Source organism: Pontiella sulfatireligans, from assembly GCF_900890705.1.
GTDB lineage: Bacteria > Verrucomicrobiota > Kiritimatiellia > Kiritimatiellales > Pontiellaceae > Pontiella > Pontiella sulfatireligans.
This window is the reverse complement of record NZ_CAAHFH010000001.1, coordinates 1,804,329-1,828,619: the sequence shown is the minus strand read 5'-3', so window position 1 is coordinate 1,828,619 and position 24,291 is coordinate 1,804,329. Positions and strand designations below refer to the sequence as shown.

Sequence of the window (24,291 nt, the reverse complement as noted above, 5' to 3'; positions counted from 1 at the left end):
AACTATATTGCGCCATTCGTGTCAAAGCGTATCAAGTTAAAGAGGTAGAACATGAACATCGTCCGGTATCTTATCGTAACACTATCTATTTTGGGTTCTCTTGCGGTTCAGGCGGCAACGCTTACACCGGAAGAAGTGCAGCAGTATGCGGATGATCTGGGTGTGGTGCTGACGCCCGCCGAGCAACAGCAAATTGCCGACCTGGTCAAGCCGGATGTCGTGCCGCAATGGCGTGTCGACGCGGAGGCTCGGATTGAACAACACCGTAAAGCCGATCTCGATATCCAGGTGGTCGATGTCAACGGGGTCTCGATCGAGGGCGCGCAGGTTGACGTGAAACTCAAGGACCACGACTTTCACTTTTCGGGGGTGTTGCGGGTAAGAGACTTGACCGATTCCGACAATAATCTCCAAGGAATCAGCACCAACCGCTATCAGGAAATATTTCAAAAACTCTACAATGGCGTGGGGTTGAACAACGGACTGAAGCAGAAACTCCGAAGCGGGTTTGAGGCCTATTTGCCGGGATTCTTTGATTGGGCGCAACGCATCAATATGCCGGTTCGCGGGCATTTGCTCATGTGGCCGGGCGGAACCCATATGACCCCCGCTGTGACGGAAAAAGTGGTGGCCCTTGAAACGCTTTGGGATCATGTCTATTTATCTAAGCAGTACGGTACGGCAGCTGTTACCAATGAAGTGATTGCAACCGTTGATGCGCTCGCCGGGGATACGGTGGTGGTACTTTGGAGCTCCAATGTCGGGACGGAACCGCTTGAAACCAATGTGACCTTCAGTGGGACGGCATCTGTTTCGTCGATCCTATTTGATCGCGCCAAGGGAACCGGGCCGAGTGTCGGCTATTGGATTTCCGATGTGCTGGCGGATGGAACGGTTCAGGTGGATATTTCAAGGGAGGCCGCTTATTCAAGCGTGGTGGTCTATCACCTTCGTCCCGACGGCGGAGCCATCAGTTTGCTGGATATTGTTACATCGAGTCAGTCCGATGTGTCCGGGTTGACCAATTCGTATAGCTTTGCCGGAACTTCCTCGGGTATTTTGCTGGAGGGGGTTTCCACCTATGTAGCCGGAATCTATCCCGCATCGGCCGAATGGGTGCTGGTGAACTCGAAGAGAAAGTCGGCTCACTCTTATTTTAATAATGTGTCCGCACTCGAAAGCATCTGGACGCACGATAGTTCTGGAAATACGGCGGTATGCGGCCTGGCTTTTGCGAATGCCCGCGTGGTGGGTGAGCAAGAAGCCAAGTTGGCCGAGCCGGCACTGCAACAAGAACTGAAAGACCAGATCCAAGCCGACATCTCAGAATGGGCCTCGCTATGGCCGGTCTACGAGTGGGACGTCATTAACGAAACTCGCGATAATCACCGCATTCAGGATCTGATTGGCTGGGACCAGATGGCCGAATGGTTCAAAATTGGGGCCAATAATGCCGTCCTGCCGGAATGCCGATATTTATTGAACGAATATGGCATAATCTCTGCGGAACCGGTTTCCATAAACCCAACGGGATATACCAGCCGCCGCGACACGATGATGAGTCATCTCGATATCCTTCAAGCCAACGACGCTCCGCTCTCCCGGATCGGATTCCAGAGTCGCATGACGCGTGGCTATCTCGATCCGGATGTGATTTATGACCGTCTGGATGACTTTGGAGACCGGTATGGTCTTCCAATGGTTGGAACGGAGTTTGAGATTCGCGCGAAAGACACGTTCCCTGTAGATGAAACGTTGCGTGCGCAGATTACGGAAGAGACGTTGACTACTTATTTCAGTCATCCGCTGGTCGCGGGGTTGACGGCCTGGACCTACATGACCGTGGAAGACTGGGCCATGTGTAGCTATGATGGAACCATCAAGTTGAACGGGCTGGTCTGGTACTACCTCCATCGCATTCGTTACGTTACCGAGGAGTCTGCCACAGCCGACGCCGCTGGCGAAACATCGGTTCGCGGCTTCAAGGGCGACTACGACATCACCGTCCATTATGACGGCAAAGATTATCCCGTCGAATACACACTACTCAGCAACCAGACCACGGTGGTGATGCTCGATGATGTTGATCTGAACCCACTCGCCGTCGAAGAGTTGGATACATGGGCCTTCACCGGAGCAGCCGATGGCGTCGCCCTGGACACCGCTGGTACGGAAAGTTCCGTGAATGGGGACACTCTGGGCGGGGGGGCAATGGGCTCTGTGATCAATGAAATGGCTCGTTTCGCCGCGACAGGAGTGGCCGATGAGGGGTTCTTTGTTGGGAAAACGGGTGCATCTTATCTTGGCATCAGCAACGGCATGATCCAAGTGAGTTGGGATGTGGTGGCCGCTGATTTCAGTAACAGCTATGCGTTTACCAACACGGCGTTCGCCCAAGGTGGATTCGGGATCCGTGACGTGACTCTCGGCGACAAGGACAACCGGGCTCTTCTGCGCTATCAGAACCAGGTGTTCAACCTAAGTCTCACCGCCGGCACAGGAACCGGTGGTGCTACAAGTAGCTTGGTTGTCAACGGTACGACTTCTCTAAGCAATCTGCATATTCGTTTGGTCTACGATTTTGATAACACGGGTGCGCTCGGTTCTTTCCGGGCCTACACCACGCTGGGGGGCGGAGCGGAAGTCGAACATCTGCCCGGTGAGATGGCGCTGCATGCCGGATTCAGCTTTGAGCAGTTTCGTGTGCAGTTCCAGGCCCTGAACGGCGGCAATCTCTGGCAACCTGGCGATTACATGGATATCGACAATATCCAGATTGCCCGGCTTAATCCAATTTCGGACAACCCCTCATCGCTATACAGCGATTGGCTGGCGGATCAGGGACACGGTTCAAATACCAACCTGCTCGAAGATGCCAATGGGGACGGCGTGAACAATCTCGTTACATATGCCATCGGCGGGGCGGCCAATCTTCCGGTTGAGTCGATCGAGGGAAGTTATCTGCAGTATATCCATGTTGAATGGGGTGTTACGGAAGCTGCGGCCCGCGGCCTGAGCTATGCGGTTGAGTCGAACTCCAACCTGGTCAGTGGTGTGTGGAGCACCAACGACGTTGAGGTTGTCGGACGGGGGGCTGGCCCGGTGACGGGATTTGAGTCGGCAACGAACCGGGTGCCGCTGACGGAAACGGAAGCGTTTATTCGCTTGAACATCACCTTCACACCGTAATTGGCATAGACGTATTTTTTGCTTATTAAAGAAATCTGAATGTAAAAAGGAATTACAGGATCGGGTAGAGGAGAAAAGTATGAAACGCGGAATTGTATTACTCACTATTGGTTAAATGATGTGTCCTAGTAGCCAGGCAGAGATTTACAGGATGGTCATGGGAGGTAGCCGATACTGTGATCAGCGAGTTTGTGGTAGAGTTTAATCAAAAATTAAGCTGCGCTATGGCCTCTGGAAGTCTCTCCTTTATAGATATAAAAAGTTATATATATAGATATCGAAAAAGAATGGTGGAGAAAGATAAATGATACGTAATGCATTAAGTACCCTGATGGTATTATTATTTTCGGTAAGCACGCTTCATGCGGATGTTTTGGTTGTGGATTCCGCGACGTACAGCACTTATAGTCCCGCCAACAACAATATCGCCACATTTTCTGTGGGAATTGGCGATGTGATTGCCGTCATGGGATCGGGCAATAATAGTGAAATCCGCACCTCCTCCAATTTGGAGCTGAGCGGCACAGCAGGGCTCGCGTGGACAGACGAGGGAAACGCGTCTGCCGGTGCCGCAGTCCAGTATTGGTATGGAACCGCAATGTCCAGCGGGACCGTGACGCTGGACTATGGGCATGATGCGAGTGGGCACATCGCCATCGGGGTTTATCAGCTGAGGTCTGACGCGGCTAAAAGTATTAAACTGCTGACGGATCCTGTCTTGCTGGAATCTGCTAATGATGCCGCCATTTCATCGCTGGATCTGGTCTACAATTTCGGCACCGTGATTGCGCAAGGTGTCTATGTGGAGGGGTACGCTTCCTATAATGTATTCTCCACGAAGGCCATCGCGAATGACATTGAAAGAGTCGGCAAGTTCGGAGTGGGAGACGGGGTTTTTACCAGCACCTCCGGTTTTACCAGCAGTTACGTCATTCCCGATGATGATTCGAATCAGATCGTTTTGGGAGGAATGGCTTTTACGGAGGATGCTCCCGTCGGTAATCGTGCTTCAGAGTTCGATTCTGATCCGGTGGCGGCTCCTTCTGTTTCACCCGACACGAGCTGCAATGCGTCATTGACGGATTATGCCACCGATCTGGATGACGACACGATGACGTTTTGGGCAGAAGGCGGCCCTGTCTGGTTGAATGTTGCAAGTAACGGTGCCCTGACCGGAACCTCGCCGTCGACAGAGGGACTGAACAGTTGGACGGTCTATGTGACCGACGGCAAGGGCGTAACCAATTCGGCCACGCTGGAGATCAATGTGGCTATCCCGCAGTTTGTTGAGGTGCCGCTGACTTCTGCCAATCTCTATGTTCAGGGGGCGAAATATTTAGATATCGATGCAAACGGAATGAATTTCCATCGGTTTGATTTTGATAATACGTATTCGAATGTGAGCCCAGTCAAAGCTAAAACCACCTCCGGGGTCAAGCTCACCCTCTACACTCGCAGTGATACCGTAAAGTTGACATTTGATTATGGGGTGGGGGATGAATATCGGAACTCGTCTAAATTCACGACGTACCAGAATGGGACGTATGTTTCGACTCCGGCGCATGTCTCATTAGAGAACCCGGTTTCCAGTGCGATTCCGTTTGTTGTGGAGCTCGTGAGTGCAAGTGCTCCGGGGGAATTAGTTCGTCATGATGTCGTTTTTCCCAATTGGGCAAATCCGATCCTTTCCAAAGTGGAGGTGAAGGCCGGCGAGGTGCTCGAAGCGGGGAACCCGTTTGAAAACAAACAGGTCGTGTTCCTGGGCGATTCCATTTCGCATGGGACCGGGCAGAGCACGACCGCTGCAGGCTATCCCTATCAAGTGGCTGAGGCGCTGGATATGGAACTGTTCAATCTGGCGGTTGGCGGGGGTAAAATGGCTCCGGATGTGGCTGATTTGCTAGAGGATTTCGATCCAGTCGAAGCCATCTGGATTTTGATTGGATATAACGACTGGCAGGGAGGGAAGACGGTTTCTGAGCTGACGGCTGACTATGAAGCGCTACTTTCAACGGTGCGGTTGCGGCAGCCGGACGCGGAGATTTTCTGTTGTACGCTCGTTGCCACAACGGTTGTGGATGATCCTGGAAGCGGGGTCACCGCAGGAGACGTTCGGCAGGCTGTGAGCGATGTGGTGAATGCACGAATTGCCGCCGGCGATGAGCAGCTTTACCTGGTGGACGGCGACTCGATTTCCTCGTCTGATGCTTCGTATACGATGAACACAACGGTGCATTTTACGGAGCTGGGAGCTGCTGATTTTGCGACTAATGTGGTTGCCATTATGGAGCCGGTTGTTAGCGATCCAAAACCGAATGTCCTGTTTATCGCCATTGACGATATGAACCCGATCGTCAGCGCGTATGGGAACGATCTGATTCAGACCCCCAATATGGATCGGTTGGCAACCCGGGGAACCACCTTCCTGAACGCTCATTGCCAATGGGCGGTCTGCGGCCCGAGCCGTGCCAGTCTGATGACCGGCCTGATGCCGGAGCAGACCGGCGTGATGGGCTTTAATAAAATGCGCGGCCTCAGCGCAAATGGGGAGCGCGACAATACCCGTGGTGTCACCAATGTTGTCACCATTCCCCAGCATTTTATTGACTATGGCTACACTACGGCCGCCACTGGAAAAATCAACGACTACCGCTGTGTCGGCTCCATGAATCCGGACGGCACCATCAACGAAGACGGCGGTTCTGTGGACGATCCGCTATCCTGGTCGCATCAATTCCAAAACTCAGGCGGCAGCGTCAGCAGCAGCAAAGCCTATAATGCGGTTCTTGATAAAGACCTGACACTGGCTTCGGAAAGTGTCAATCAGCCCGCCAGCAACTTTACGGACGGCGTTGCGGCGACGAAGGGAATCGAAATGATGAATGCCCTGGCAACCAATCAGCCGTTCTTCCTCGGAGTCGGCTTCAAAAAACCGCATCTGCCGTTCCTTTCGCCGAAATCCAGCTGGGACCTGTATGACCGGAATGATTTTATCCCGCACCCTTTCCCGTACGAAATGGCCAATGCCACCGGCTATTCTTTAAACAGCATAACCGAGATGCGCAGCAACTATTATCTGGAAACTGATGGTGGAGGCGATGCCCTGAAAATCACCTCCGGAATTCTTCCGGAGGATCAGCAGAAACTTCTGCTGCACGGTTATTATGCCTGCATTTCACACGTTGATGAGCAGGTCGGTCGCATACTCGACGAGCTGGATATTCTAGGGCTCTCCAGCAACACCGTCATCGTGCTGTGGGGCGACCACGGATTCCATCTGGGCGACCATAACGAGTGGGGAAAACACACCAATCTCGAACAGGCGACCCGCGTTCCGTTCATCATCAGCGCGCCGGGATATGCTCAGGGTAAAACATCGACGACACCGGTCGGTCTGCTGGATATATTCCCGACCTTGTGCGATCTCGCGGGGCTTCCAGAACCGGTACAGCCGCCGAACTCCGTGGATCCGCTTCCACGGCCACTGTCCGGGCGCAGTTTGGTTCCGGTTATTACGGATGATTCCGCGGAAGTCCAGACCGGCATCGTCAGCCATTACGGAAGCGGTAATTATGGTTATGCCTACCGTACGGATCGTTATCGCTACATGGAGTGGATTGGCTCCTCAGGTAACGTTATCACCAATGAACTTTACGATTATCAGCAGGACCCAATGGAGACGATCAATCTGGCTGGTGAACCCGGATTTGAAGGATTGGCCTATCAGTTCTCGATTTCGATGCGAGACTCGAGCGAAGCCCGCGGGTGTGACCGATTAAAAGCGTCGACACCTCCGGCGGCACCGGCCAATAAAACGCTGGGTGGATTGGAACTCGATAACGGACAGATTGCGTGGCCGGAAGCGGTCGGGGTTACTTATAGCCTTCTCTCGTCCTCTAATCTGACCGACAGCGTCTGGACAATCCGTCAGACCGGCATTACAGCACCGGTACCGATGCCGACCGAAAAATGGCAGGAATTCTTTAAGATTGAGGTCGCGGAATAGTTTTGTCTGGCAACGTCAATAGATGTGCACAAGGAGAGGTAAGATGAAAAAGTTTGGAGCATTTTTTTTAGTCAGTGCATTGGTCGGAGTGTCACAGGCCGCCCATTATCACACCGACGGGATTGAACCCTATTATAATCCAAAAGAGCTGACCCAATGGATCGAAACGGTGCCGGCAGAAAACCGCTCGTTCCTGTTTGCCAGCGAAGGGGCCATGGACTGGTGGTTGGATGCCCGCTTCGGGATCTTCGTGCACTGGGGGCCGAGTTCGATGCTCGAGTGTTCCATGAGCTGGGGGCGGCTCGGCCCGCGCCCGCAGCATTCGACCGATGGGAAAGTAACCAAAGGGATTCCGCAGGACGTTTACGATAACCAGTACAAACTGCTGGAAGCCGCAGATTTTAATGCCGATGAATGGATTAAACTGGTTAAAGAGTCCGGCGCTAAATATTTTCTGTTCACCACCAAACATCACGATGGATTCAGCACCTTCGATACGGCTTATTCTGATTACGACATCATGAACACCCCGTTCGGGCGCGACATCACTAAAGAGATTGTCGATGCCTGTCATAAATACGGTATCAAGATCGGTTTCTACTATTCCCAACCCGACTGGAACCATCCGCTGTATGCTGAAGGGAAGAATGAACAGTATTGTGAAGAATTCTTGTTCCCGCAAATCCGCGAGCTGATGACCAATTATGGCATGATCGATATCATGTGGTTCGACGGATTGGGGCGAAATGCCGACACATGGAATAGTGGTGAACTGTTGAAAATGATTAGGGAGCTACAACCTGATATCATCACCAATCACCGATTTCACCATCCGCCATATCATGCCGGCGATTTCGATGGACCGGAACGCTCGATCGGGCGTTTCCAGACCAACCGTCCATGGGAAACCTGTACGGTGATCGGCGGCGGTTGGGCCTGGATGGGCGATGCGCCTGCCATGCCGTTGTCGCAGGCGATCAGTCTGCTCGTTCGCTGTGCCGGTGGCGGTGGAAATCTGGCGCTCGGCGTTGGGCCGACCGGCGACGGCGTTTTCCTGCCGGACCACGCTAAACGCATGCGCGAAATGGGGCAGTGGCTTGGGCAGTATGGCGAGTCGATCTACGGCACGCAGGGCGGCCCGTACATCCCTGGCATCTGGGGAGCATCGACCCACAAAGACAACACGGTCTATCTGCACGTACTCGCTTCGTGGAATGGCGTACTGGAACTGCCTGCACTTCCTTCAAAAATACAGACCTTGGACGTGTTGACCGGTGGGACGGCCGAATTTTTCCAAACTTCGGAAAAACTGATCATCAAGATGGCCCCGGAAAACATCAACCCGATCAACACACTGATTAAGCTGGCACTGGAAAAATCCGCCTCTGAAATGGCCCCGATTAAAACACTCGAAATACCGGTCTCCATTGGTGCAGCCGCAACGGCATCCAGTGAGCGCAGCCCGAATAAGAGTGCAAGCAATGTAGTGGCGGCCGATGCGACAGAATTTTCTGAAGGTATCTTTGTGAAAAATACCTGGGGTCCGGCGTCCAAGGATAAAGAGCCGTGGTTGGCGCTTAAATTGATCGAACCGAAATCGGTCAGCCAAATCAAACTGATGGAGGGTAAGTTCGGCAGCGGAAGCCGTGTGCAGGAATATGTGATTCAGGCCAAAAGTTCCAAGGGTTGGAAAACGGTTCATGCCGGAACCTCCATCGGCGGCGATTGTAATATTCTGCTCAAGGAGCCGGTGGAGTCGGATGCCTTCCGCCTGCAGATCCTCAAATGGGACGGCTACATGGATCTTAACTCATTTGAATTGTACGAGTAGAGAAACCGCGTTTGTATATTCTGTTCCGGGCCTTGAACGGCCACGGTGCAATGAAGGAAGGTCTGTTTGTTTTTCAGGAATCAGATTTCAACGGATTGAATCAGGATGATGAATAGAATCGGTCAAATGATATGCACTGCGTGTGCAGCAGGTCTGATTGCCGCTACAATGGCCTCAGAAACGCTGGTACCTTCGGTCAGGTTTTTTGATGCCCCGGTGAAGCCATTGGTCATGCCTGATTCAGATCAGAGTGTACTTCTAGGAACCTCCGGCCATCAGGCGTCAAACGAGACTGAATTGCGGTATCAGCCGGTCGAAGACGGGGGCTTCCAAATCATAAATGGGAAAAAGTCGTATAACCGATCCATTACGATTGGAAGAAACAATCTGGCCAACGGTGATATTCCGTTGTTTAAAATGCATACGACTACGGGTTCTGGCGTTTACTCCTCTGCCGTGGATAGTTGCTTTCCGCTGTTTTCCCGAGAGGATGGAGCAAAAGCAAAAGTTGCCCCGGCGCTCGGAACACTTCGGTTGGCGGTTCCTTCTGCTGCGGGGTTGCAGAAGATGGATACCTATCCTTCCAAAACGGTATTCCGACCGGGGTATACACAATACGAGGTGAGCGGACCGAAGAAGGAATGGAATGCGGCGATCACCATCGCGCCGACCCTGGAGCAGCATGGCTTTGTCTGCAAAGTAGAGTTTGATCGCCCAATGCTTCTTGAGTGGACCTATGGGGATCTCTACTGGAGCGCAAAGGAAACTAACAGTAATGATGTTGGAATCAGCGGGTGCACCGCTGAGTTGACGGAAAAGAACCTGCCGAACGGAGTGGTGTTGGTCGGTTGGGATGGCAACGGTACAGGGACCTCATTTGAATCGAAATACGGGCAGTCGGTTCGCTTTAGCAGTACGCATAAAAAAAAGGTTTATTACATCACCGCAACCTGGGGCGTAACGCAGCATAATCAGGCTCTGGCAGATGAAATGATGGCGCGGCTGGATACACCAGCCGCTAACGCGTGGTCCGTCGAACGGGATGTGCTGAAAAAGGCCTGGTTCGATTGCTATATCGAACCGGCGCTGAATCCGGGAAAAAAGTTTACGACGCTACAGAACAATCCATCGGTCCAACTTACGCAGGCGCTTGAGTATTGGGATGAGCGCCGCAGCCGGTTCCAGATTAAAACACCCGACCCGTATTTAAATGCCTTGGTCAATTTTGAGCGCTGCATCAGTGAGTACCATCAGATGGGGCCGGGGATGGTGTTGAGTAGTTTCAAGTGGCTCATGTATTCACATATCTCCGTTGGTTGGTATGGAAAAATGTGGGCAGGGGATCTGGCGGAAGTAAAAAATCATATGCGCTTCCTTGCGGCTATGCAGGCAGAAGATGGATTTATCAACTGGGTCTCTCCCTCGTTGGCGGCTTATCACGCAGAAAATAACACGCCGTACTGGGTGGACCATGTGTGGTGGCTCTATTGCTGGACCGGTGATGAAAAGTTTATCCGCGATCTTTGGCCAGCCCTTAAGAAGGCGGTTGAATGGGAATGCACAAATAACGATCCCGATGGCGATGGTCTGTTTCAGGCGAAATATGAATATTGGAATTGCGACTCCAATGGTAAAGGTCCCAAGGCGGCGACCCCCACGTCCACGGCCTGGGCGATGCATGATCGGGCGGCAAAAATGGCGGTTGTGGTTGGTGATACTGACGCAGCGGATCAGTACCGTGCCATGGCAGACCGAATTAAAACAAAAACGTTTGAGGAACTGTGGAGTGAAGAGCAGGGCATTCTCGGATCCATTGGCGCAAACGGAGTCTGGAGAGGGCATCCGCAAACCTGGGAGCAGTATAAAGGAATTAACAATGGCTCGATTGCTGCCGACAAGGGGCGTCGAGCCATGCGCTGGATCGAATCCCATTATGGCTTTGAAGGGGATTCCGGCGTGAACATGCTGATGAACTGCGATTGGTGGCCGATTCGCTGGAGCGTGCATTGGGTTCCGACCGGCGATACGTGTCTGGCTGTACTTGCCGGCATGAAGTGCGGTGATACTGATTTGTGGTGGCCCTACATGGAAACGGCTACGCTCTCTTCTTTCCGTAGCAAAACTCCGGGGGTTCATTTTTCGATTGGGAATACCAGTGGCGGCGGAGGGGGCGGTGTTGAATACATCGATTCCGATGATCCGTTTATGCATACCACGGTTCGGGGATTGTTTGGCATTGAACCGGAAATCCAAAACGACCGGCTGTACATAACGCCCGCGTTCCCGTCCGGCTGGGAAACGGCTGAAATTACCACTCCGCAAGTCAGCTATTCCTATCAGCGGAAGGGGGAGCGGGTGGTACTGAAAATCAAGACCCCGCAACCGTTGGTTAAAGTGGTTTCCTTGCGGTCGGGGGGAGCAACGGTGACGACCCCGAAAGAGATGGTTTCCACAGTAGAGTTGAAGAGGGTTCAGTCCAAAGAGGATTCGATGCCTTCGTCAACGCATGAACCTATTCTTACATTGAATAATCCGCCCGAAAAAGAGCCGGTTCTTTCGGTGGCGGATAAGACGCGCCTGGTCCTGATGGACCTCTCTTCAGTTTATAATACGACCTTGTGGGAGTTGGTCACAAAAACTCCGTTTCAAACTGACTATGGGAGTCCTACAACGATCAAGGGGTGGTGGCATACGGTGCCTGGAAAAATGAATGACGGTCCGGAAGTCATCAGCGCGGATAATGGGATCGATTTTCTACTTAAGGGCCGGCCTGATTCGGTTGCCGGAAACGCTGGTAATCTGCTGGCGCTCTCCAGCTGGGGGCAACCCTATCCATTGCCTGCTGCCGCTCGGGTTGGAGTTGGCCGCAAGGTGGAAAAGGTTTGGTTACTGATGCAGAACTATGTCAGCCCCATTAAAAATTATATTCCCAACGGGGAGGTGATTCTTCATTACGATTCCGGCAAGCCGGATCTGATTTCGTTGATTCCTCCATACAACATGGATGGTTATTTCCAATCATTCAGCCGGGAAGGAACATCGGTTCCGCTGGGCGAATTGGTATGGAGTCCTGGTTGGGGCACTTGCAATAAATCGAATTGTGAAGCGCAGGCTAAGTCGTTGGCGATTCCCAGCGATCCGGCACGCGTGCTGAAAGAGATCGAAATACGTGCAACGGTCAGCGAGGGAGTGGTGGGCATTTCCGCCATCACTCTGCTACCGGCAAACGGAGAGTAAATGAAAAATGGTATCTATATTTTAACTTTAATCACATGGGCGGCATCCTGCCTGAGTCCTTTTGCGATGCCGACGCATACCGACGGGATTGAGCCGTATTACCATCCTGAAGAATTGGTTCAATGGATGGAAACGGTGCCGGAAGAAAACCGCCCGTTTTTATTCGCTTCCGAAGAGGATATGGCCTGGTGGAACGAGGCTCGCTTCGGACTCTTCTACTGTTGGGGGCCGGCATCGATGCTGGAGTGCTCACTCGGCTGGGGGCGCATGGGGCCGCGGCCGGGGCATTCGACAGACGACAAGGTAACCAAGGGGATCCCGCAGGAAATCTACGACAACCAATATAAGCAGCTTGAAGCGCCGAACTTTGATGCCGACGAGTTGGTACGCACCGTGAAAAAGTCCGGTGCAAAATATTTAATCTGGTTGACCAAGCACCACGACGGGTTCTGCGTGTTCGACACCGAGCTCACCGACTACAACATCATGAATACCCCGTTCGGCCGCGATGCGACGAAGGAGATTGTCGATGCCTGTCATAAATACGGGATCAAGGTCGCGCTCTATTATTCACAACCCGATTGGTACAACCCGATCTATGCCTCCGCAGACTATGAAAAATATGCAAAAGAGTTTCTATTTCCGCAAATCCGCGAGCTGATGACCAACTACGGAAAGATCGATGTCATGTGGTTCGATGGCCTTGGCCTGCCGGCCGATCGATGGGATGGCGACGCACTTGTGCGCATGATCCGCGAACTGCAGCCGGGCATTATCCTTAACCATCGATGGAACTCCCCTCAGCTTCATGGCGGCGATTTTGATGGGCCGGAGCGCTCGATCGGCCGCTTCCAAACCAACCGCCCATGGGAAACCTGTAGCGTGATCGGCGGCGGCTGGGCCTGGATGGGTGAGAAGCCGGCTATGCCGTTGACGCAGGCCATCAGTCTGTTGGTTCGCTGTGCGGGCGGTAACGGTAACCTGGCGCTCGGAGTCGGGCCGCGCGGTACCGGCGAATTTATTCCGGATCATCAAAAGCGCCTGCTCGAAGTGGGCGTTTGGATGAAGACGTACGGGGAATCGATTTATGGTACGCAGGGCGGTCCGTATATCCCCGGCATCTGGGGGGCATCGACCTATAAGGACCGCACGATGTATCTGCATATATTGGCCTCATGGAACGGCGTGCTGGAGCTTCCGGCACTGCCGGTCGGTATCCAATCGATGGAAGTCCTCTCGGGCGGAACTGCTCAATTTGTTCAGACTCCGGAAAAACTGATCATCAAAATGGATGCAGTAAATATTAATCCGATCAATACCTTGATTAAGCTCACACTTGATCAGCCGGCATCGGAAATCACTCCAATTAATACACTCGAAATACCGGTTTCTATTGGAGCGGCTGCGACGGCTTCGAGCGAACACAATCCCAAAAAAGGTGCGCGGAACGTGGTCGCTGCTGATGCAACGGAATTTTCCGAAGGGATCTTTGTGAAAAACACCTGGGGCCCGGATTCGAAAGATGCACAGCCCTGGATTCAGCTTGAACTGAAAGTCCCGATGTCAGTCAGTCAAATCAAACTGATGGAGGGTAAGTTCGGCAGCGGAAGCCGGGTGCAGAAGTACGAAATCCAGGCCAAAAGTTCCAAGGGTTGGAAAACGGTTCATGCCGGAACCTCCATTGGCGGCGACTGTAATATTCTGCTGGCTGAGCCGGTGGTATCCGATGCCTTCCGTCTGCAGATCCTCAAGTGGGACGGCTACATGGATCTCAATTCGTTGGAGCTCTATGAATAGTGAAATGAAAAAATGAGTGCGCCAAGCAAAGCAGTCTTAAACAAGCTGGACAATCCAGCCCATGTAAAGGTTAGTCGCCGGCATGGAATAGACCTACACGGTTGAGGAGGCAACGAGTCAGTCGAAGCTGTAGGAATAGCAGCTCGTCAGCCACAACGGAAGTGAAGGCTATAAGCCCCGAAATTTTCCATTGTTGCGCAGGGCCAAGGGTTTCATCTCCTGGAAGCCAGTATCGTGTAGCCCGTGAAAGGCGAGGGTTGCACGGCGTGCCGGGGTCTCAGGCCGTGGCGGGCGAATGAATTGTTTAAGGCGGAACTTGGGAGAACCGGGGCATTCCGCGAAAGCCGCTGAGGAAGCCGAAGAGGTGACGAGGCGGTACGATGCTCCGGTAGTCGGATCGACCCGTAATAGAGGGGTAGGCGGGGCAATGCCCGCCGAGGACATAGAGCCGCCCGAAGGGGTTGACGGTTTGTCGTAAAGGGAAAAGGCGAAGGATGCCATACACTGAGATGGATACAACTGAGCTCAAACTTTTCCTTATATCGGAATACGCGAAAGGTGCTCCATAAGCCTTGGCAGGAACAGGGCGGTGGAGCGGGACAGTCCCAGTGCGGGATGTTCGTGTTGCGTGAGATGAATCGAAGAGCCGGATGTGGGAAATCCACAAGTCCGGTTCTGTGAGGGGCATTGACGTTCCTTGCAATATTGAAAGTGAAAGTTAAAAATATTGAAAGGAAGTATATTATGTCTACTCGACAATTAAAAAGTTTGTTGTGTTTCGTCCTTTTGAGCGGATGTTCGATGGCGTTTCCGGCCGACCTGAAAACGGATGATGCGTATAATCGGGGGATCAAGGCGAACAACGCCTTCGTGAAGGCAGATAAAACGCGCGACTACAAGCTGTCTGAAACGGATGGCGCGGCTTGGCAGAAATACGGGAATCTGGATGCCGACCAGGATGGCTTTGTGTCGTTTGACGAATTTGTGGTCGGGGCTGACCTGCCTGATCCGAAATGGGATGGCACCGTCACCCGTAATGTGGTCTACAAACGGGCGGGTAATGAAACGCTGCTCATGGATATTTATGCCCCGCGCAAGCCGGTCGATGGTAAAGCACCGGTCTTTTACTATACCCACGGCGGTGGATGGGTCGGCGGGAACAAAGAGATCGGCGGCGATATCCAACCGCTGTTCGATCAGCTTTCCGATCAGGGTTTTGTCTGCGTCAGCGTGATGTATCGTCTGGTAAAAATGTGGAATCCAAAAGATGATGTGCTGATGCGCGACTGTGTCGTCGATTGTCGCGATGGCCTGCGCTTCCTCAAACAGCATGAAGAGGAACTCGATGTCGATATGAATCGCGTCGTGGTGTTCGGCTCCTCGGCCGGCGGGCATTTGGCTCAGTTATTGACTTTTTCGGGAGCGGATGATTTTGCGGGGGATCCTGCGCTGGCGAAATATAAGGTTGAACTGGCCGCCGGAGTTTCCTGGTTCGGGCCTTCCGATTTCCGGGACAATAACTTATTTGATTACCAAGGGCCGGATAGAAAATTTGCGCCCGACCACTGGTCGCGGTACATCAATAAGTCACAGCATTTTAACTATGGGAAGGAAGATGCTGCGGTCCGTAAAATGACCGAGGAACTCAGCCCCGTCTGGTGGCTGAAGAATGACAATGCTCCGTTGCTGCATATCCACGGCGACCAGGATTTTGTGATCCCACCGCAGCACGCGGCGCATTTGAAGGAAAAGGCCGCCGACTGCGGGGCCGATGTGACCGTCCAGATGGTGAGGGGGGCGGCCCACGGTTGGTGGAATGCCGGGATCGAGCCAAGCCAGGATGAGGTTGTTCAAATGACCGTCGATTTCGCCATGGAAAATACAAAGGTTAAATGATGATGAAAGGAACCGGCTACACAACCTGTATGATCGGCAAATGGCATGTGCCGGGCGAGGCGTGGTAACTACCCGTAATGTTGTTGCAGGAGATTGAACTATGAATATCAAAGGAAGTTGGCGGATTGTATTGGGTGTATGGATGTGTTTTGGGTTTTTGATGGTCGAATCTATTGCAGATGAGCCTTCCATTTTTCCTCCCGGTTCCAAGTTGGAAGTATTGTTTGATGGGGCCGATTCCTTTACGGAAGGGCCTGCCGTTTCTCCCGACGGGGATCTCTATTTCTCGGATATAACCTGGAGCCATACCGGACTCGATATGGCCGGTCATATCTGGCGCTATGATGTTGAAAAGAAAGAAGCTCGCATCTTTCGTTCGCCGAGCGGACAGGCCAACGGGATGGCTTTTGATGCGGATGGAAATCTGGTGATTGCCCAAGGGGCTGATTTCGGGGGGCGTCGAATCATTCGAACCGATATGAAAACGGGGAAAAGCGTCATTCTGGCGGCGACCTATAAAGAGTTGCCTTTCAATGCGCCCAATGATCTGGCGATTGATAAAAAAGGACGCATCTATTTTTCTGATCCCTCCTATGGGCGTCAGATGGCATTTGAACCGATATATCAATCGGTTCAAGGGGTTTATCGAATTGACCCGGACGGAAAGGTCTCCCTGATTATTATCAATGCGGTCAAGCCTAACGGTGTGATGGTATCCCCGGATCAACGCACCCTCTATGTTGCTTCAGTAGATAATGGAGCGGTGGGCGGAGGAGTTGGGCAGTTGGAAAAAAGAACTGTACCTCATGCGATTCTTGCCTACGATTTAGATGAAAATGGTGAGGTCGAATATCGTGGCGAATTTGCCGCTTGCAAAGCCGATGGTATGGCGGTTGATATCAAGGGCAATGTCTATGCTGCTTTGCATGGAGATCGGAAAGTGGCGGTGTTTTCGCCGTCGGGAGATGAACTGGCTTCAATAGCAGTGCCGGAGAAACCGACGAATGTCACCTTTGGAAGAGGGCCTACATCCAAGATATTATACGTTACAGCAGGCAAGAGTGTGTACCAAATTGAGTTGAGCAATCCGGGCTTTTCACTGTGACCTTGGTGCTGTGCAGGATTTGGCTTCGCGGGATCTAGTGAATGGTAGGGGGTATGGAACATGACGTCTGATATGAGCTTGATGCGGATGCTGGGAGTAGGTTCTTTGCTTATACTGCTTTGCGGATGCTCGAGTATGCAGCAGGTGAAACCTGATCGATGTCAGCTTCCGAAACAAGCGGACCCTGCCGATGCCCGACACGCCTACGCCCACTGGAAGACGACATTGGTGACCGGGGATGGAGCGAATGGATTTCGCCGGGTGGTGAGGCTCGACACGCCGGATGGAATTGCTAATTCGACCGTTTCCGAGGGCATTGCCTACGGCATGATCCTCTCCGTCTATTTTGATGATCAGGAACTTTTCGACGACCTGTTTCGCTACAGCCTTCATTGGGTGGACAGCACCGGACTGATGGCATGGTATATCAATCCGGAAGGAACGAAGGCCTGTCCGGGAGCGGACTCGCCGACCGCTGCGACCGATTCGGATGAAGACATTGCTTTTGCCCTGATCATGGCGGACTCCAAGTGGGGTGGATCCGGCGCGTTGGCGCAGCGTTACCGCGACTATGCTCTACGCCAGGTTGCTCTCGTGAAGAAGCACGAGATTGAGCACGAGACCGGTATTGTGAAGCCGGGCAATCAATGGGGCGGGGCGGACCTGTTGAATCTTTCTTATTTCGCACCGGCGTTCTTCGAAGTTTTCGGGCGCTATACCGATGACGTTGCGTTTTGGGATCATGTGATTGACGTCAACTACACGGCGCTGTTCAACAGCCTGAACAAGGCGAACGGCAATGCTGAAAACGGACTGGTTCCCGCGTGGAGCAACGCGAAGGGCGAGCCCGTGACGGCTTTCGAGGGGGCACCCACACATTATCAGACGGATTCCGCCCGCACCCCGTTTCGTATTGCTCAGCACTATTGCTGGACGGGCGACCCGCGCGCCAAAGCCTATCTCGAAAAAGTAAATGCCTTTTTTGGTGCTCAGGGGGCCGGGAAGCTGACCGACGAATATGAACTGGATGGAACGCCTCGTCCGGCCGCTGCTCCGATCGCCAGCTCTCGTTCGGCGGTGATCGTCGGGTGTGCCGGTGTAGCGGCCATGACGGATTCGGCATATCATGATTTTGCCTTAGAAGCCTACGACCTGCTCAAAACACTTAAACTGACCGCTCGCAGCACCTATTATCAACTTTCATGGACGGCAATGTCGTTGGCATTTATGAGCGGGGAATATGTGGATCTGACGCAGAATGTTAAAAAGAAATAGGTCATGGCGACTGGGGTGAATGGGCGTTTGTGCTGTTTCGGGTCGGTCGGTATAACATACATATAACAATATCTATTTTTGTGTTAAATACTGTCCGTTTTCATTGCTTTGATTCGTCTTACGCTATATACGTGTTATACCAGTAGATTGGAGATTAGGATGAGAAGAAGACATTTCCTGCAAACCACCGCGATTGCTTCGGCCGCTACCAGTTTCGGCGCGGCGAAGGCAAAGAGTCGGAACAAAGTGGAGACCGCCGAAGGCCACCCCAATATTATTCTGTTTTACGTCGATGATCTCGGCTGGATGGATCTGGGCGTTCAGGGCTCCAAATTTTATGAAACACCGAACATTGACCGTCTGGCGAAGGAAGGTGTGCGATATATGCAGGGCTACACGCCCCATCCGCGTTGCTTGCCGGCGCGTTACGGCGTCATCACCGGTCGGTTCCCCGCGCGAGGAGGCGTGCCGGGAGGCAAGGGCCATCTGCAGCCCGAAGACCGCACCATGGCTCAGGCGCTCGGCGCCGGCGGATACAAAACTTGCTTTGCCGGCAAGTGGCATCTGGCCCACGAGGCCGAAACGCTGCCTCAGAATATGGGCTTTGATGTCAATATTGCCGCCGGCGCCGCCGGTGCTCCCACCACCTATTTTTATCCGTACCGGAAGAAGGAGACCGACAAGCTGAAGAAGGGTTGGGAGATCGGTCTGGATAAGGAATATATCGCCGGCATGGAAGACGGAAAGGACGGTGACTACATCACGGAAACCATGACGACGAAGTGTCTGGATTTTATTGAGGACAATTCATCTAACCCGTTCTTCCTGTATCTCTCGCACTACGGCGTACACACACCGCTCGAAGCGCCTGCGCGGTTGGTGAAGAAATATGAGGCCAAGCTCAAGACCATGAAGTTTGACGGGCCGGAATATGCGCTGGTCGACCAGGCAACGGGGCGGGGCGATCAAAAGATGCGGCAGGATAATGCCGTCTACGCCGCTATGATTGAAAGCGTCGATGAAAGTCTCGGCCGTGTTTTCCAGACCCTGGAAAAACTTGGCATTGCCGACAACACGATCATTGCCTTCACGGCCGATAACGGCGGGCTTTCAAATCGCGGCGAAACCAACGGCAAGATCAGCGGGCGTCCGCTGGCCACCAGCAACCTGCCGTTAAAAACCGGCAAGGGCTGGCTCTACGAAGGCGGCATCCGCGAGGCGTTCATCGTCAAGTGGCCGGGCGTCACCAAACCGGGCTTTGTGAATGAACGGGATGTGGTGGTCGGCTCCGACCTGTTCCCGACGTTTCTCGAAATGGCCGGGCTGCCGCTGCAACCGAAAAACCACATCGACGGCATCAGCATTGTGCCTTCGCTGAAAGGGGAGATGTTCAAGCGCGGCAAGCCGGTGTTCTGGCATTCGCCAACGAGCCGGCCGTACAGCACCGGCGACACCGACAGCAGTGCGGTGCGTATCGGCGACTATAAGTTGTTGGAATGGTACAACGCCGACCACGTCGAGCTCTACGACCTGTCTAAGGACATCGGGGAGCAGAACGATTTGTCCAAAAAGAGGCCGGAAAAGACGGCGGAAATGCTCGCCGTGCTGCAAGACTGGCGCAAGGAAATCAACGCGCATACGCGCGATCAAAGCTGGGGTAAATAATGAAACGGATTTTAGCAACAGTTCTACTGTCAGTGGTTGTGGTGCAGGCTTCCAGTCAGCGCAGCGCAGGCAAGGATGCCCGCGCCACGAGGCCGAACATCTTGTTCATCGCGGTGGACGACCTCAAGCCGATGCTCGGATGCTACGGCGATACGGATGTCCTGACGCCAAACATCGATACGCTGGCGGAGCGGGGGACGGTGTTCCTGAACAATGCCTGCCAGCAGTCGGTCTGCGGGCCGTCGCGCGCCAGCCTGATGACCGGAACCTATACGGACACGACAAAGGTTTACGACCTGAAGACCAAAATGCGTGAAGCGAATCCCGATACGCTCTCACTGCCGGAGTACCTGCGGGCTAAAGGCTATGAGACGACCGGAACAGGAAAAATTTATGATCCACGTTGTGTCGATAAAACCTTTGATGAGCCATCATGGTCGCAACCGTTCCAGCAGCACCCTCAACAGCGCTACTTTGCCGAGGGTATTCTCAAGCCAACCAGCGGTTTCCACAATCCGGAGGTGGCGAAGCAGAACAAGGAACTCAAGGCTTATCTGAAGAAGAACAACATCAAGAAAATCGATAAGAAGGCCTATGTCCAGGCGTTGTTGGAATATCCGATGGTCAAGCCGCTGACCGAATGCATAGATCTCCCGGATGATGCCTATGACGATGGGTCTTTCGCCAACTGCGCAATCGATCAGATGGAAAAGTTAGCCAAGGGTGGAAAGCCCTTCTTTCTTGCGGTCGGTTTTAAAAAGCCCCACCTGCCTTTTGTGGCACCAAAAAAATACTGGGACATGTACGACCGGTCAAAAATTAAACTCGCGCCGTTCCAGCAGATGCCTGAAGGCGCCCCGGATTATGCGGGGCAGGACTGCTGGGAACTACGCGGCAGTTATTCGGGGGTTGCGCCGGGGCCGATCCCGGCAGCACAGCAGTTGGAAATGATCCATGGCTACCGCGCCTGCGTCAGTTATACCGACTCCCAGATCGGCAAGGTGCTCGCCAAACTCGACGAGCTGGGTTTGGCCGACAACACCATCATCGTGCTTTGGGGAGATCATGGCTGGCACCTCGGAGATCATGGCATGTTTTGTAAGCACACCAATTATGAGCAGGCCGTGAGGTCGCCGTTGATTTTTGCCGCACCAACTCAAAAGGCGAAAGGCACCAAGACTGAATCACCTTCGGAGTTTGTGGATATTTTCCCGACGCTGTGCGAACTGGCGGGGCTGCCGATCCCCAAGAGTGTCGAAGGCAAATCGCTGTTGCCGATCCTCGAAGATCCGAAGGCGATGGTGCACGAGGCAGCGCTGGAGCAATATCCGCGGAATAACAGTCTGATGGGGTACACCCTGCGCGACAAACGCTACCGCTATGTGAAGTGGGTGAAAATGGATTATTACGGTGGCGAGCGTTCGGGGCCGATGGTGGCGAACGAACTCTACGACTATGAAAAAGATCCGCTCGAAACCGCCAACCTGGCAGGCAATCCCGAATATAAGGATGTGATCGCCGGTTTCGAACGCATCTTTAAAAAGCGCGGCATTGCGCAGGATAAATAAGCGATCAAAACGGCTATCAATATTTTAACAGGAGTCCTTCTTATGGGGTTTTTACAGTCGGCAACGTCGGCGGATTGCGCGCGTGATGCGTTCTATTGGAACAGCAGAATCGGGCGGGGGATCAATTTTGGAAACACCTTTGAAAGCCCCAAAGAAAAAGAGGGTTTCCGTCGCCTCAAGCTTGAGCATTTTGATCTGATCAAATCAGCGGGGTTTGACTCGGTGCGCATTCCGGTGCGGTGGTCGGATCATGCTGGAACCAAGCCGCCTTACCGGATCGATCCGGAGTTTCAGGATCGGGTAGACCGGGCGATCAAGGAGGCGTTGTCGCGTGATCTGACGGTTATAGTGAATATGCATCATTACCGTGAACTCATGGATGATCCTGAGAAGCACGAAGAGCGCTTTCTTTCCATTTGGAAACAGTTGGCCGAGCACTATCGAGACTATCCGCTGGCTCTGTATTTTGAGCCGTTGAACGAGCCGGTCGGAAAACTGAACGCGGCGCGCTGGAATGGTCTCCAGAATAAAGCGGTTCAACTGATCCGGAAAACCAATCCGGAGCGGGCGGTTCTGATTGCGCCGATCGGCTGGAACCGTATTGATGAACTCGGGAATCTGGAAGTTCCAGATGCAAACAACCTGATTGTTTCGGTTCATTACTATGAGCCGCACGAATTCACGCATCAGGGGGCCCGTTGGGTGGATGCCCCGCGTCCACTAGGCATTCGGTGGACGGGCAGTGCCGAAGAGCGCCGGATGGTGGAAGAGGAGATGAAGGCGGCCGTGTCTTGGTCGAAGACGCATTCCATTCCTGTGAATATCGGAGAGTTCGGTGCGTACAGTAAAGCGGACATGGAGTCGCGCCGGCAGTGGACCACATTTATCCGCGAGCAGGCGGAAGCCAACGGCATATCCTGGAACTATTGGGAACTCTACAGTGTTTTCGGAATATATGATTCGGAAAATAATTTTTGGCGGAAGGAGCTGCTGGATGCGCTGCTTCCGGATAATAAGATTGATGAAAGCCAGAAACGCTCTAACTCACGAACCATTACGGAAGAATAAGGTATAGACATGAATAGAAAACGATTAATGCTGATGGCTGTTGCTGTAACCGCAACAGCGATTGTAAACGCTGCCACCCAACCCAATATTCTTTTCCTTTCCGTGGATGATCTGAAACCCGAACTGGGCTGTTATGGATCGACGCAGATCAAAACGCCGAACATCGATCGCCTCGCGGAGGGTGGCATGGTGATGCTCAACAACTATTGCCAGCAGGCGCTATGCGCCCCGTCGCGCATGAGCACGTTCACCGGACTGCGCCCGGACAGCACTAAGGTGTGGGATCTAAAAACCAACCTGCGCGAGGTCTGCCCGGAGGCGGTCACCATGCAGCAATATTTCAAGGAAAACGGGTATGCCTCCGCCGGTTGCGGCAAGGTGATGCACGGTTCGAAGGACGAAGATCCTCCCTCCTGGTCGATTCCCTTTCGCCATGATGCCGACCTTTCCTACCATAAGGACTATGCCGTTCCAGCTGATTTGCAGTATCAGGCCAAATCGATCCATCAGGCGTTTAAACAACTGGAAACCATGGGAATCAAGGGCTACAAGCCGCGCAAGGATTGGCTGAAAGCGCAGGACGCGCGCCCCGCCACTGAATGCCTCGATGTGCCGGACGACGCCTACGCCGATGGCGCCATCGCCAATTATGGCATCGAACTGCTGGATGGGTTTTCGAAAACCAAGCAGCCGTTTTTTCTGACGCTGGGCATCCATAAGCCGCACCTGCCCTTTGTTGCCCCAAAAAAATACTGGGATTTGTACGATCGCGAAAAAATCGATCTCGCTCCGTTCCGGGAGCAGGCGAAGGGTTCGCCGGACTATGCCTACCACTCCTGGGGCGAGTTGCGGAACTATTCCGGTACGCCGAAAAAGGGCGACGTGACGGACGATCAGCAACGCGAACTTATCCACGCCTACTATGCCTGCATTTCATATGTCGATGCGCAGATCGGGCGGGTGCTCGATAAGCTCAAAGCTACCGGGCTCGATAAAAATACCGTCGTGGTGCTGTGGGGCGACCACGGTTGGCATCTCGGCGACCACGGGCTCTGGTGCAAGCATTCCAACTTTGAGCAGGCCACCCATGCGCCACTGATCATCTCTGCTCCCGGATTTCCAACGGCTGAAAAGTCCAAGTCGATGACCGAGTTCGTCGATATCTATCCCACCCTCTGCGAGCTGGCCGGACTTCCAGTCCCTGAAACCCTGGAGGGAAGCAGCCTCGTGCCGATCCTTAAAAACCCCAAGGCCAAGGTGAAGGATTTTGCGATGAGCCAATACCCGCGCGAGCACGTCAAACTGATGGGCTACGCCCTGCGCACCGAACGCTACCGCATGGTCGCGTGGGTGGACGAAGCGGTCAGTCGTACCGGAAAGTTTGATCCGTCCAAAATCGATTCCATCGAGTTGTACGACTATCAGAACGATCCGCTTGAAACCGTCAACCTCGCCAAAAATCCGGAATATAAAAGCATCGTTGCCGAGCTCTCAAAAAAGCTGGAAGGATTCTTTAAGCAATAGATTATTACCTCGGAAGTTAAATGCTGAGACTCCCTATAAACGAAAGGCAGCCTCGAAAAGGCACATAATTGGAAGCGGTTAGCGACCAATTTAGCACAAAGATCCGGACAGCTTGGTTCTTATGCCTCTT

General features: G+C 53.1%; 12 protein-coding genes. All 12 read left to right on the top strand.

The features are described from left to right. Positions 1-51 precede the first annotated feature (51 nt). The 12 genes from SCARR_RS06205 (at position 52) to SCARR_RS06150 (ending at position 24,161) form a co-directional block, all read left to right on the top strand. Entirely contained in the window at positions 52-3,189 is a 3,138-nt protein-coding gene (locus SCARR_RS06205; RefSeq protein WP_136060635.1) for an endo-1,4-beta-xylanase, read from the top strand. A 304-nt stretch (positions 3,190-3,493) separates the two neighbouring features. Next, the gene (locus tag SCARR_RS06200) at positions 3,494-7,195 is read left to right on the top strand and encodes a sulfatase-like hydrolase/transferase (protein WP_136060634.1); all 3,702 of its coding nucleotides are present in this window, start codon (positions 3,494-3,496) and stop codon (positions 7,193-7,195) included. Positions 7,196-7,238: 43 nt separating this feature from the next. Further along, positions 7,239-9,026: an alpha-L-fucosidase gene (locus SCARR_RS06195; protein WP_168433052.1), complete on the top strand. Its 1,788-nt coding sequence runs from the start codon at positions 7,239-7,241 to the stop codon at positions 9,024-9,026. 231 nt (positions 9,027-9,257) lie between these two features. Beyond that, positions 9,258-12,263, top strand: coding sequence for an alpha-L-rhamnosidase-related protein (locus tag SCARR_RS06190; RefSeq protein WP_168433051.1), 3,006 nt, complete (start codon positions 9,258-9,260; stop codon positions 12,261-12,263). Continuing rightward, the gene (locus SCARR_RS06185; RefSeq protein ID WP_136060631.1) at positions 12,264-14,060 is read left to right on the top strand and encodes an alpha-L-fucosidase; all 1,797 of its coding nucleotides are present in this window, start codon (positions 12,264-12,266) and stop codon (positions 14,058-14,060) included. Positions 14,061-14,804: 744 nt separating this feature from the next. Further along, a complete protein-coding gene (locus SCARR_RS06180) occupies positions 14,805-15,956 on the top strand; it encodes an alpha/beta hydrolase (protein ID WP_136060630.1) in 1,152 nt (383 codons plus the stop codon). 100 nt (positions 15,957-16,056) lie between these two features. Beyond that, entirely contained in the window at positions 16,057-17,061 is a 1,005-nt protein-coding gene (locus SCARR_RS06175; RefSeq protein WP_136060629.1) for an SMP-30/gluconolactonase/LRE family protein, read from the top strand. Between the two features lie 135 nt (positions 17,062-17,196). Continuing rightward, a complete protein-coding gene (locus tag SCARR_RS06170; RefSeq protein WP_168433050.1) occupies positions 17,197-18,336 on the top strand; it encodes a glycosyl hydrolase family 8 in 1,140 nt (379 codons plus the stop codon). Positions 18,337-18,495: 159 nt separating this feature from the next. Continuing rightward, positions 18,496-20,001, top strand: coding sequence for a sulfatase (locus SCARR_RS06165; RefSeq protein WP_136060627.1), 1,506 nt, complete (start codon positions 18,496-18,498; stop codon positions 19,999-20,001). Next, entirely contained in the window at positions 20,001-21,569 is a 1,569-nt protein-coding gene (locus tag SCARR_RS06160) for a sulfatase (protein WP_136060626.1), read from the top strand. Before SCARR_RS06165 ends, SCARR_RS06160 begins: the two co-directional genes overlap by 1 nt. Positions 21,570-21,611: 42 nt before the next feature. Then, positions 21,612-22,637: a glycoside hydrolase family 5 protein gene (locus tag SCARR_RS06155; RefSeq protein ID WP_136060625.1), complete on the top strand. Its 1,026-nt coding sequence runs from the start codon at positions 21,612-21,614 to the stop codon at positions 22,635-22,637. A gap of 9 nt (positions 22,638-22,646) precedes the next feature. Then, on the top strand, positions 22,647-24,161 hold the full coding sequence (locus SCARR_RS06150) for a sulfatase (RefSeq protein ID WP_222846197.1): 1,515 nt from the start codon (positions 22,647-22,649) through the stop codon (positions 24,159-24,161). Positions 24,162-24,291: the final 130 nt, after the last annotated feature.